The organism is Nakamurella flava (assembly GCF_005298075.1).
In the GTDB taxonomy this organism is placed as follows: Bacteria; Actinomycetota; Actinomycetes; order Mycobacteriales; family Nakamurellaceae; genus Nakamurella; species Nakamurella flava.
Window position 1 is genome coordinate 103,084 of sequence record NZ_SZZH01000007.1, and the last position, 12,176, is coordinate 115,259.

Sequence of the window (12,176 nt, forward strand, 5' to 3'; positions counted from 1 at the left end):
TGAGCACTGTCGACCACCGCCGGCCGGACCGCGAGTCAGCCGTCGCTCGAACGGGGCCTCAAGCCGTGTCGCTCGGCTCGTTGACGACTCCGAGGAACAGCGGGGCGCCGGTCGTGGAATCGGCGATCCAGAACAGGAACGGCCGATCGACGACGAGGTGCTCGCTCGACGTCGAGGCGCTCTCGATCATCGCGATACCGGTGGCGGCCGCCGCCTCCGTTCCCTTCTCATCGACCTTGACCACGCACTGATGCACGAACGCGCTCGCATTGAGAGGTTCGTCGGAGATACCACTGAGCTCGGCGGCGTCGAACAGATGCGTGATGCCCAGCCGCTGGGCGATGCCCCGGGCATCCAGGTTCGACCGCAGCGAGAAGACCGGCAGGGTCACCGCGGTCGGCGTGCCCTCACGATCCGCGGCAATGGTCTCGACGATCGCCGGCAGGTCGTCGAGGGCATCGTCGATGCCGGCATCGGGCATCACCACGGTCATCCCGAGTCCGGAGCCGGTGTAGGGCAGGATCGCCGCCGCCCACCCGGCCCCGCGAAACCCGGGTACCGGCTGCTCGGTCGTCATCAGCGGAACAGTGAGCTGCCGCCCATCGGCGGTCGTGAACGGACCGTCCTGCCGGGGCGCAAAAGCGTTCAGCCACTGCGCCTTCAGATACAGCGCGTTGACCAGCACCATCCGGGTGCCGGAGTCGATCGTGCCCTGGGGGAACAGCTCGGGGATCAGGTCGTTGGTGCGGTCTGCGACCCAGGTGTTGATGGCCTGCCGCATCCCCTCCGGGTCACCGGCGAAGTCGGCGAGCTGGGCGGTGGAACCGAAATCGCGGGCCAGGGCATCGAGGTAGGACTGGTGCACCTGCAGTCGGTGGTCGGCCCAGGTCTGGTTCGCGGCCTGCAGGACCATCGGGTCCGAGTGTGCGGCCGCCGCCGCGTCCAGGGCGGCGGCCATCCCCGCATCGACGGCCGTCACGACCGCCCCCTGCGCCTGGCTACCCGTCGCCTTCAACGCCCCGTCGATCTGCTCGGCGGTCCGGCCGGCCGCCCCCGCCCGCACCATCGCCAGGACGGTGAACAGCGAGTACGGGCTGATGCCGGTGGCCGGCGTCGGCTTGACATCCATTGCGGCGCGGAGGAAATCGACGCCGAAGCCGGTCAGCGCAGCGCGGGCCGCGGAGCCCGCATCCTGCGCCGAACCGGACGGGGCGATGCTGATGGGCTGGGCCGGGGTGAAGACGTCGACGGGGGGCGACATCGAGGACGCGCGCGAGCCGCACCCGGTCAGCCCCGCTGTTGCGGCACCCGCCGCGACGAGCAGGAACCGGCGACGGGCCATGGTCATGGCGTACATGTCGAGCAGGACGGAGCGGGCACCCACGGAGGTTGCCTGCTTGGCGGGACGACGCTCGCAGGCCCAAACACTCACGAAATCAGCCGAGGGTGGAGCGAATCTCGGCCACCAGTGTCCGGTCGGCCCAGCCGACAGGCTGATGGTCGCCGTCCAGGACCCGGCCACAGGCACCGACTTCCACGAAGAGGAACGGCGTGCTCGCGCCCGGCCCGCCCGGCTCGGTGGTCGCTGCCGCCGACATCTGCAGGTATGTCCCTTCCTGCTCTGGGGGCCACGGATGGGACAACTCGCAGTCGTCGAGTCCTTCCGGTGTTGTGACCACGATGCCGGTCAGGAACCGGTCGAGGACGGTGGCGTCGACCCGACCCGTCGCGCGGCGCTTCGCCGACCCGGCCTCGGCCACGGCCGCTGCAAGCTCCGTTCCACGGCTCTCGATAGGACCGCTCGGTCCGTAGAGGCAGACCGAAGCGCCGTCGGGCGACGCCGCCGCCATCGCCAACTGGGTCCGACGCCGGGTCAGCGCTTCGGTGGTCAGATCCGGCTGGGTGGGGTGCAGTTGTCGGAGGGTCGCCGCGAAGGCCGGGCATCCCCTGGTCAACCAGAGTTCGTTCTTCACGAAGACGGTGCGCCACCGGTCGACGACGGGTTGCTCGGAGACGACCGATCGCAGAATGTCGACAGCGGGCATCTGCGGGTGGCAACCGTCCGACGGCACCGCGCCCTGCGACAGGCGACCGTCCGCGGTGGTCACCGTGAACATGGGGACGAGGACCGCGTAGGCGGCGCAGCCGGAACCGGGGGGCTGTGGGGCCTCGAAGTTTCTCTGTCGCAGTGCCTCGACGAGGGAAGGAAGCTGATCGTCCGGGACCCGGTGCTCAGTGACTACGGCCCAGATTCCGTCGCCCGGTAGTGCCGCCTCGGCGACGCCGCAGACAGTGATCCCGGTGACCACGTCTGACGGCGAGAGCAAAGCGAACCCCGTCTCGGTGTGCGCCAGGCCCCCGCAGTACCGCTCGGGTCCGAACGGGACGGGTTCACGAATGAGGACGGGAGCCCCCCAGGGATCCGCAGCGACATCATCCGGCGGCGTGCCGGTAGTCGGCGCGGAGGATGTCGCCGTTGCGGGTGCGGTGTCCTGTGACGTGCATGCTTCGGTCAGCAGGACCGCGGTCAGAACAAGCGCCGCGGCGCGGACGAATGACCACCACGAGACCGACACAGCGCCCATGCCTTCACGACGGGACTGCACCGTCCGTCGGTTGCACCAGGCTCGTGATGCCGGCCAACTTGACTGTTGTCGTCGTGGGGCGATGAACTTTCGGCCGACGTCGACCCGCGCGGAGCAGTTGCGCGTCGGCGGATTCAGCCGCCGATGGCCTGACGTATCTGAGTGATGACGCCGGAGTCCGCCCATCCGACCGGGCGGTACTCGCCATCGATGACCCGTCCGCAGGGTCCGACTTCGACGTAGAGGAAAGGGATTCCGACCTCTCGTTTCCCGTCCGTGACGGAGACCCCGGACAGCCGAAGATATGTCGCGCCGTCGGATCCCGGCGGCCACGGCTGGCTGAGGGCGCAGTCCGACTGGCCGGCGGGTGCGGTGGGGGAGATGCCGTTCATCAGCTGGTCGCGGAGACCGGCGTCGATGAAACCGGCCCCCTGCTGGCTGTTCGGCAGCCGGTCGGAGACGTTCCCGGGATCGTCCATCGCTGAGATGGCCACGGGGCCGCTGGGCCCGTACAGGCACACCGATGCGCCCTCGGGTGCGGTGTTCGCTCCCTTCAGCTCGGCCAGCCGATAGGTCAGCTCTTCCAGGACCGGCTCCCCTGGACTGGGAGAGGACTCCGTCAGCGTGTCGGCTCGCTGGGTGCAGTCCGTCGTCACCGAGGCCTCATCGGACACCTGCCGAGTGCGCCAGCTGTCGACCGCAGGCTCGTGGAGCATCGCCCCCGTCAGGATTCCGACGGCCGCCTCGCTGGGGTGGCAACCGTCCGACGGGACCGCGCCCTGCAGCAGTTCGCCGCGGGCGGTGGTGATGGTGAACATGGGAATGATGACCCCGTAGTCCTCGCAGAGGTCGACCGAGGCCTGGGCTTGCGTGTAGTTCGGTTGGCGGAGGGCATCGACCAGAGCCGGCAGCTGGTCGTCCGGCACGCGATGTTCGCTGACCACCGCCCAGACGCCATCGCCGGGCAACTCACCGGGGCCTACCCCACAGACCATCACGCCGGCCACTTCATCGGCATCGGTCAGCAGGGTGAAGCCGTCGTCCGTGTGCGCCAGACCTCCGCAGTACCGGTCGGGCCCGGTGCGGAGGCCTCCGTCGATCGTCACCGAGGGACTCCACGGGTCGGCCTGGACGTAGCCCGCCAGATGAGCTCGTGTTCCTGCCGTCGGGTCGGCCCCGGTGCCGGTCCCGCCGGGTGACGAGACGCCCTGGGGCGTCCCGCACGCCGCGACCAGAACGGCCACGGTCACGGCGGACCCCAGCAGGCGATGAGGCCGAGTCCGAATTGGCACAGTGCTCATGGGTTCACGACGGGACGCCCCCGGCGAACGGTTGCACGGGTCCCGCCACCCAGCCGGGCGTTCCCTGTTGAACTCGCCCATCGCTGCGTCCGATGCACGATTCGGCGCGACCAGGCGATCAGCGCGGCACCGGACGCGACCCCGACGACCAACACGGCCAGGGCCATCACCGGCCGCTCCGCGATGAGCAAGCCGGGGACGACAGCGCCGGCGGTCCCGACCAGCGCACCGGTGATCATCACCGCCTTGCCGGTGCGGTTCATCGGCACCTCGGGGCGACGGATGACCTCCCGTCGGGTGAACCAGGCAACGATGTTGACGATCACCACGACCCACAGCAGGGCCTGCACCCCGATAAACCAGTAGTCCCGAGGGCGGTGCCACGTCACCAGGTTGTCGACCGTGATGAAGGTCCAGATGCAGGTCATGACCCCGAACCAGACGATCTGACCGGGAGTTCCCACCACCCACCAGGGCCGCCAGCGGTCGCCCGGGGGGCGGGTCGGGCGTCGCCCGTCCAGGCGAGCCGGCTGATCGTCCAGGGACACATCGACCAGTACAGCATCGGCCGCTGGGTACCGCTCGGCCCGCGCGGCCGTCGGGTCAAGACCGGCTCATCGGAACCCGGCCACGTGCCGGGGGTCTCAGCTGTCCGGCCACCATCGCGGCCAGCGCGATCGCGAACCCCGCCAGATGCACGACGGTCAGCCGCTCACCGGCGATGAGGGCTCCGAGCGCCGCCGCCATCAGGGGCGACAGCAGGCCGAGCAGCGCGGTCGACGTCACCGGCAACCGGCGGATCCCGGCGAACCAGATCGAGTACGTCAGCAGCGCACCGAACAGCCCCAGCCACAGGTACCCGGCCACCGCGGGCAGGCCCAGACCGGCCGGGACGCCGTCGACGACCAGCGCCGGGACCAGCAGCACCACCCCGGCCGCGGTCAGCTGCCACCCGGCCAGGCCGACGGCCGAGACGCCTGGCGGTCGTCCCCATCGCTTGGTCAGGACGACGCCCACCGACATCGACGCGGCCCCGCCCAGGCCGGCCAGCACCCCGACTGGGCTGAGCGCCGCACCCGGTCCGAGGACGACCATGGCGACCCCGACCACGCCGACGACCCCCCACGCCACCCGCCACGTCGACAGCCGTTCGTGCAGTACGCCGACGGCCAGGAAGGCGATGAGGATGGGTTGGGTCGCGGCGAGCGTCGCGGCCACTCCGCCCGGCAGGTGCTGGGCGGAGACGAACAGTAGCGGGAAGAACGCCGCCATGTTCAAGGTCCCGAGCACCAGGCTCTTCCACCACCACGAACCGCGTGGCAGCCGGCGGGCGATGAGCAGCGCGATGATCCCGGCCGGGAGCGACCGCAGCAGAGCGGCGAACAACGGGTGCCCGGCGGGCAGCAGGTGGGTGGTCACCAGGTAGGTCGAGCCCCAGATCGCCGGGGCGAGCGCGGTCAACGCCGTCCACCCCAGGCGGGAGGACGACGGGGCGGCCACCGCCGGGGCCGGGCTCATGGTGCTGGTCACCCGTCGATGGTGGGTGCGAGAGCAGTCATGAGTCCAACACATCGTTGGCATGACAACGATGAACCGCGATCATTAGTGCGTGGAACTGCAACAGATGCGCTACGTGATCGCCGTCGCCGAGGAACGCAGTTTCACGCGGGCCGCCGAAAGGTGTTTCGTCGTGCAGTCCGCGCTGAGCCACCAGATCAAAGCGCTGGAGCGGGAAATCGGGGTTGCCCTGTTCGCCCGGTCCAGTCGGCGGGTCGAACCCACCGCCGCCGGCGAGGCCTTCGTCGCCGCCGCCCGTCTCAGCCTGGACGCCGCGCAGCGCGCGATCACCGATGCCGCCGCCGCCACCGGCCAGATCCGCGGCCCCCTCACTGTCGGCGTCATCCCCACCGTGACCGCGATCGACGTCCCCGCCGCGCTCGCCGACTTCCACCGAGCCCACCCGGCCGCCACCATCGCCCTGCGCGGGGGCAGCAGTGACGACTTCGTGCGGGCGATCAGCGCCGGCGCGATGGACGCCGCCGTCCTCGGCCTGGCCGACTCGGTCACCCCGCGCGGTGTGCAGACCCGCACCCTCATCCGCGAGCGGCTCGTCGCCGTCGTCTCCAGTAGTCACGCCCTGGCCGGGCGCCGACGACTGCGGCTGGCCGAGCTGGCCGACGAGACGTTCGTCGACTTCCCGGCCGGCACCTCGGGTCGGGCGCCGACAGACCTCGCCTTCGCGGCGGCCGGGCTCCGCCGCGACGTCGCCTTCGAGGCCATGAACACCGACCTGATCCTCGACCTGGTCCGGCAGGGCCTGGTGGTGGCGCTGCTGTCTCCGGCCGTCGTCGGGGACGACCCGGCCCTGCGCACCATCCCCGTGACCGGTGGTCCCGCCCGCATCGAGTATCTGGCGTGGAGCGCGTTCAACCCCTCACCGGCGGCCCGGGCGTTCGTCGACCTGGCCCGGCAGCGGACGATCAGGCAGCCGGGATCACGGGCCGTTGCGATGCCCTGACGGCGTCGGTGCGGGCCGCCGCCCGTCACGCACCCAGCTTCCCCTGCTCCTCGGCGGCAGCGAGGGTGTTGGCCAGGAGCATGGCGATGGTCATCGGGCCGACACCCCCAGGGACCGGGGAGAGGTGTCCGGCGACCCCGGTCACTGCGCGGGCATCGACGTCGCCCACCAGCGCGCCGTCGACCCGGTGGATGCCGACATCGATGACGGTCGCGCCGGGCTTGACCGCGTCCGCGCCGATGAGCTGCGGGATGCCCGCCGCCACCACCAGCACATCGGCTCGCAGGCACACCCGCGCCAGGTCGCGGGTGCGGGAGTGGGCGAGGGTCACGGTGGCGTCCCGCTGCAGCAGGAGCTGGGCCATCGGCCGACCGACCAGCAGGGAACGGCCGACGACGACCGCCTCGGCTCCGCGCAGTTCCACGCCGCAGCGGTCGAGCAGCCGCACCACGCCGGCCGGTGTGCAGGGACGAAGACCCGGACGCCCCTGCGCCAGCAGGCCGGCGTTGGCGGTCGTGAGGCCGTCGACATCCTTGGCTGCCGGGATCCGCGCGAGAAGCGCCTCGGCGTCCAGGTGCGGCGGCAAGGGCAGTTGGAGCAGGATCCCGGACACGGCGGGGTCCCCGGCGAGCTCGTCCAGGACCGCGCAGGCTTCCTGCTGGCTGACGTTCACCGGTAGGTGACGGTGCAGATCCACCATTCCGGCATGGGTGCACGCCGCGCGTTTGCTGCGGATGTAGACCTGGGACGCGGGGTCGTCACCCACGAGCACTGTGGCGAGTCCGGGCGGCGCACCTCGCGCGGCCACGAGCTGCGCGACTCCGGCCGCCACCTCCGCGCGGACCTCCGCGGCGATGCTCCGGCCGTCGATGAGCGTGGTCATGGGCCCGCCTCAGAAGACGACGGTCGTGTTGCCGTCGCGCGCGATGCGGTCCTCCAGGTGCCACCTGACGGCGCGCGAGAGCACGGCGCGCTCGACATCGGCGCCCAGACGCGCCAGGTCGCCGGCCGCGTCGCGGTGGGACACCCGCACGACGTCCTGCTCGATGATCGGACCCTCGTCCAGATCGGCGGTGACGTAGTGCGCGGTGGCGCCGACCAGCTTCACTCCTCGTTCCTTCGCCTTGGCGTAGGGACCGGCGCCGATGAAGGCCGGCAGGAAGGAGTGGTGGATGTTGATGAGCGGGCAGCCCACCCGATCCAGGAACGACGGGGTGATGATCTGCATGTAGCGGGCGAGCACCACGAGGTCGACGTTGCCGGCCACCAGCTCCAGGACCCGTTCCTCCGCCTCGGCGCGGTTGTCCCTCGTGGCGGGCACGTGGAAGAAGGGCACCCCGAAGCCGCGCACGTCGTCGGCCAGATCGGGGTGGTTGGAGATGACCATGGCCACGGTCATGGGCAGCTCGCCGCGGCGGTGACGCCACAGCAGGTCCAGGGCGCAGTGGTCGGTCTTGGACACCATGATGGCGACCCGCAGGGGCTTGCTCGCCTCGCGCAGGGTGAAGTCCATGCCGAAGGGCGCCGCCACCTGTTCGGCGAAGTCCCTCTGCAGTTGATCTCGCGCTGCCGACAGGGCGGGCAGCCGGAACTCGGTGCGCTGGAAGAAAGTTCCGCCCTCGGGGGCGGTGGAGTGCTGGGCCAGGGACACCACGTTGGCGCCGGCCCCGGCCAGGAACGTGCCGACGGCCGCGACGATGCCGGGGCCGTCCTGGCAGCGGATGAGCAGGCGCCCCAGGTCGCCGTGCTGCGCGGCGCCGCCCGGCATGACCGACCGGCTCGGGACGGGTGTCGCTGCTGCTGTCGTCGCCTTCGTGGCGGTGGCGCTGGTCATCGCCGTGTCTCCTGGATCCATTGGGCGGTCGCTCGCAGACCGCCGAACGTGTAGAAGTGCAGCGCCACGTCGCCGTGGCGGGCGGGGTCGTACCGGTCCGCGAGCTGGTTCACGAAGCGATCCGGTCCAGCGGTGCTCATGAGGTTGGCCATCGACAACCCGTACTTGCGCAGGATGCTCGTGCTGGTGCCCACGCCGAAACGCTTGGCGTACCCGAGTAGTCGCTTCACCCCGGCGGGACCGGGGATGCCCACCCGCACCGGCACGTCGATCCCGCGTTCCCGCACCTGCTCCAACCAGGCCAGCACGGTGGTGGCGTCGAAGCCGAACTGCGTGTTGATGCTGCCTTCGAGGCCCTGCGCGGCCACCTCGGCCACCTTGGCATCGAGTGCCGCCCAGAGGATCTCCGGGCGGATGGCCGGGTGCCCGTCCGGATAACCGGTGACCCCCACACCGCGTACGCCCGACTCGGTGAGCACTCCGGAGCGGATCACCGAGAGTGCGTCGGGGAAGGGACCTTCGGGCGAGGCCGGGTCACCACCCACCACGAGTACCTCGATGATGGCGTCGGCTTCCGCCAGGGCCCGGCAATAGCCGGCCAGGCCCTCGACGGAGCGCAGGCGGCGGGCGGCGATGTGCGGAACCGGCACCAGTCCCTGCTGCCGAACGGCCCGCACCCCGTCGAGGCGCAGGGCGTCGTCCTCGGTGCCCAGATAGGTGACGTTGATACGGGTGCCCGGCTGCAGGAGGTCGGCGGCCTCCTGCAGCCCGGGGGCGTCCTTACCGGTCATCTCCAGGGATGCGCCGGTCAGCAGGTCGGCTGCCGTGCGGGTCGGATTGTCCTGGGTCATCGCCCGGCTCTCCTCACGTTCGCAGGAGCGCGGCGGCCAAATCGGCCGGCTCCGTGAAGAGCGCCTCGTGGCTGCCCGGCGCGGACAGCGCCGGCACACCGAGCCGGGCGATGAACTTGCCCCACCCGTCGTCGCCGGGGGGCAGGCCGACGTCGCCCTCACTCAGCACGTAGGACAGCGGGACACCCCAGCTGTGCGGGTCGACGTGGTCGACCGCCTCGGTGAAGTACTGGTACGGCTGCGGGACGAGCAGCTGGTGGATCATGTCCTGCACTTGCTCGGAGGCGTCGTTCATGAACCCCTGCCGCCAGACCTCCAGCGGAAGCGCGACGGTGTTGTCGGACGACGACGCGGCCAGGGCGGAGAACAGATCCCGGTACCCCTGGGGCACCTCGTCGAACAGGGACACACCGCTCCGGGGGACGAAGGCGCTCCAGAAGACGACATCGGCGAGGCGACCCGAGAGCGCGGGTGCGGCGGCGGCCACCGGGTAGCCACCCCAGCTGTGCGCGACCAGGGTGACGTCGTGCAGGTCGTTGCGCTCCACGAGGTCAACCAGTGCGCGACCGGTGTCGGCCAGGGAGAGTCCGCGCGGGTCGTCACCGTCCGCAAGACCCGGCAGGGTCGGCGTCAGGACGGTCTTGCCGGCAGCACGCAGATGCTGGGCCACACCACGCCACGCCCATCCGCCGTGCCACGCCCCGCCCACCAGGACGACGGTGCTGCCCTTCACGCCTTCACCGCCGTGGCACCGGCGCGCATCATGTTCTGGACCGAGGAGGCGTAGGGCGCCGGGGCGACGGTCGCGCGGATGGTGGTCTGCTCGTGGCGCTCCACCTGAGGCTTGCGGGAGCCGCCGTCGGGCTCGCCCCAGGTCAGCACGACCTCGTCGCCGATGGTGGCGTGACCGTGATGGAGCATCGCCAGGGAGAGCAGCTCACCCTCGGGGTTGAGGTAGCCGGCGTGGCAGGAGACCCCGGCGAATTCCCCGGCGGTGCTGCGCACCTCGTCGAACTGGTTCCACGCGTAGTAGGCGACCGGCATCTCGATGGACTTGTAACGGGGTCCGGGGCCGAACTGCGAGGCGAGGACCTTGGCGACGTCCTCGCGGTTCCACACCAGGCTCACCTTGGTGCGGCGCTGCTCGGGGGTGATGGCCTCCAGGGCCTCGCGTCCGACGAAGTCGTGGTCGAACTTGACGATGTTGCCGTAGCCGAGGTCGTAGGGGGTGGCGTAGTAGTCCTCGATGTTCGGGGAGCGGAAGCTGCCGCCGAGCTCGGTGCGGGCCTCCCAGCCGTCGCCCGGGAGCCACTCCCGGAAGCCGCGCAGCTCGTCGGCGGTGAAGATCGCCGGCACGGGGTAGGCCATCCACGCGTTGGACAACGGGGTGCTGAAGTAGGCGCTGGTCCCCACCGGCTTGATGCCATGGCGGGCTCCGACCTCGAGAATGGCGTCCCGGACGCGGTTCTCGTGCGCGAAGGGTCCGGACAGCTCCACGCCGCGATGTCCGGCCATACCGTGGCGCAGGACGAGCACGTCGACGCCGGCGATCTTCACAGTGGCGGTGCGGAAGAACCCGATCTCGGGCAGTTCGCCCTCGACCACCTCGCGGAAGATGTCCTGGGCCGCGGGACCGTCCAGCTGGAATCGGAAGTTGGTCCGCCCGCCGGTGGGGTTGATGTTGGAGGGGGCGTCACGCACCACCTCGACGTCCCAGTCGCCGGTCTCGGCGTTGAAGGCCACCCAGTCCTGCAGGGGCATGCCGCTGACCAGCTCGAAGCGGTCCTCTCCGAGCCGGTAGGCGATGCAGTCGCCGATGACATGGCCGCTGGGGGCGCAGACCACGTACTGCTTGGCGCGGTCGGTGGTGAAGTTGGCGACGCTGTTGATGCCGAGGTGCTCCAGCAGGCGCAGCGCGTCGGGGCCGGACAGGAACAGCTCGGGCATGTGGTGGGACTGATGGAACAGGGCCGCGGTCTCGTCCCAGGCCGTCTGCTCATCGCGCCAGTTGGTGAACGCCGGGGGGATGAAAGCCGCGGACCGACTGCCCGACCGGGCGAAGTGCGGGGCGGGGGCGTCGTTGCTGAAGTGCTCGACCAGATCGGGAGTGCGGTCGATGAGCTGTTGGAGCGACTCCGGTGTGGCTCCACCTGCGACGGACATGGGGTGCTTCCTTTCAAGGGGAGGACCTGGACGGGACAGCTGGTCAGCCCGGGGACGGGCACGCATCGCCTGAGCGTTCGCGGGGCCGGTCGTCCCTCGTCCCGAAAGGCGGACCCCGGCGGTGACCAAATTAATACTGAACGGTGCAGTAAGGAATTGATAGCAGTGCCCGGGAGACCCGTCAAGGGTGATGTCCGGAGGCCGGGTGCACACCGGGTCGGCGACGTGAAGCCAGGGCGGGACTAGCCTCCACAGGGTGACAGGGACGGGAGCGGCAGTGCGCCGTGGGCGACCGCGGGACCCCGCCAAGGACGTCGCCGTCCTCGAGGCGACGATCGCCCTGCTGGCCCAGGAGGGCCTGGGGCGGGTGTCGATGGACCGCGTGGCCGTCGCCGCCGGGGTGTCGAAAGTGACGATCTACACGCGCTGGCGCAGTCGTGACGAGCTGATCGCCGCCGCCCTCCAGCACCTCGAGCTGGGCGACCTGCCCCCGACCACGGGCGACCTGCGTCAGGACCTGGTGAGCCGGCTCGAGGCCATGCGCCGCCAGTACGACCGAGTGGGCGGGATGAGCATCATCGGCAGCTGCCTCGCGGACGAGCCGAGCTCGGGGCAGATGCTCGACATCATCCGCCAGAGCACGCTTCTGCCCCGCCGGGCTCACTTCGCCGAAGTGGTGCACGCCGCCGTCGACCGGGGCGCCCTCCCGGCCGGCCTCGACGTCGAGCGCTTCATCAGCCTGCTCATCGGGTCTCTCTACGCCGAGCATCTTGCGGGCCGCCCCCTGGACGAGCAATGGGCGCCGGCGGTGGTGGACATGGCGCTGCGGGGCGTGCAGGCCTGACGCCCGCGGGTGCGGTCCGGTCGACGGGTGGTGTCGACGCCCACGACACGATGTGGTCGACGTGTGACACACCATTGACA

Annotated in this window: 12 protein-coding genes; 2 read left to right on the top strand and 10 right to left on the bottom strand. The window is 70.7% G+C overall.

All coding sequences use genetic code 11. The annotated features are described in order from the left end of the window. Positions 1-58: 58 nt before the first annotated feature. The 5 genes from FDO65_RS20710 to FDO65_RS20730 form a co-directional block, all read right to left on the bottom strand. Positions 59-1,384 carry a serpin family protein gene (locus FDO65_RS20710; protein WP_137451651.1) on the bottom strand — a complete coding sequence of 442 codons (1,326 nt, stop codon included), beginning with the start codon at positions 1,382-1,384 and terminating at the stop codon, positions 59-61. A 52-nt stretch (positions 1,385-1,436) separates the two neighbouring features. Next, positions 1,437-2,606, bottom strand: coding sequence for a hypothetical protein (locus FDO65_RS20715; RefSeq protein ID WP_137451652.1), 1,170 nt, complete (start codon positions 2,604-2,606; stop codon positions 1,437-1,439). Between the two features lie 113 nt (positions 2,607-2,719). Next, positions 2,720-3,691, bottom strand: a complete 972-nt coding sequence (locus FDO65_RS20720; RefSeq protein ID WP_137451653.1) for a hypothetical protein — start codon at positions 3,689-3,691, stop codon at positions 2,720-2,722. Positions 3,692-3,882: 191 nt separating this feature from the next. Next, positions 3,883-4,434 (bottom strand): hypothetical protein, encoded by a 552-nt coding sequence (locus FDO65_RS20725; RefSeq protein WP_137451654.1) that lies wholly within the window; start codon positions 4,432-4,434, stop codon positions 3,883-3,885. Positions 4,435-4,489: 55 nt separating this feature from the next. After that, positions 4,490-5,404, bottom strand: coding sequence for an EamA family transporter (locus FDO65_RS20730; RefSeq protein ID WP_137451727.1), 915 nt, complete (start codon positions 5,402-5,404; stop codon positions 4,490-4,492). A gap of 91 nt (positions 5,405-5,495) precedes the next feature. Here FDO65_RS20730 and FDO65_RS20735 point away from each other — a divergent pair, with 91 nt between their 5' ends. Beyond that, positions 5,496-6,404, top strand: a complete 909-nt coding sequence (locus FDO65_RS20735) for a LysR family transcriptional regulator (RefSeq protein WP_137451655.1) — start codon at positions 5,496-5,498, stop codon at positions 6,402-6,404. Between the two features lie 25 nt (positions 6,405-6,429). On the opposite strand, the gene folD is transcribed toward FDO65_RS20735, so the two are convergent. The 5 genes from folD to FDO65_RS20760 form a co-directional block, all read right to left on the bottom strand. Continuing rightward, entirely contained in the window at positions 6,430-7,287 is an 858-nt protein-coding gene (folD, locus tag FDO65_RS20740) for a bifunctional methylenetetrahydrofolate dehydrogenase/methenyltetrahydrofolate cyclohydrolase FolD (RefSeq protein ID WP_137451656.1), read from the bottom strand. A 9-nt stretch (positions 7,288-7,296) separates the two neighbouring features. Continuing rightward, positions 7,297-8,172 (bottom strand): formyltetrahydrofolate deformylase, encoded by an 876-nt coding sequence (gene purU / locus FDO65_RS20745; protein ID WP_137451728.1) that lies wholly within the window; start codon positions 8,170-8,172, stop codon positions 7,297-7,299. 62 nt (positions 8,173-8,234) lie between these two features. Next, the gene (locus FDO65_RS20750; RefSeq protein ID WP_137451657.1) at positions 8,235-9,089 is read right to left on the bottom strand and encodes a methylenetetrahydrofolate reductase; all 855 of its coding nucleotides are present in this window, start codon (positions 9,087-9,089) and stop codon (positions 8,235-8,237) included. 13 nt (positions 9,090-9,102) lie between these two features. Continuing rightward, a complete protein-coding gene (locus FDO65_RS20755; RefSeq protein ID WP_137451658.1) occupies positions 9,103-9,822 on the bottom strand; it encodes an alpha/beta fold hydrolase in 720 nt (239 codons plus the stop codon). Then, positions 9,819-11,252: an aminomethyltransferase family protein gene (locus tag FDO65_RS20760; RefSeq protein ID WP_137451659.1), complete on the bottom strand. Its 1,434-nt coding sequence runs from the start codon at positions 11,250-11,252 to the stop codon at positions 9,819-9,821. The genes FDO65_RS20755 and FDO65_RS20760 overlap by 4 nt, the downstream gene beginning before the upstream one ends. Before the next feature lie 256 nt (positions 11,253-11,508). Here FDO65_RS20760 and FDO65_RS20765 point away from each other — a divergent pair, with 256 nt between their 5' ends. Further along, positions 11,509-12,096 (top strand): TetR/AcrR family transcriptional regulator, encoded by a 588-nt coding sequence (locus tag FDO65_RS20765; protein ID WP_137451660.1) that lies wholly within the window; start codon positions 11,509-11,511, stop codon positions 12,094-12,096. Positions 12,097-12,176: the final 80 nt, after the last annotated feature.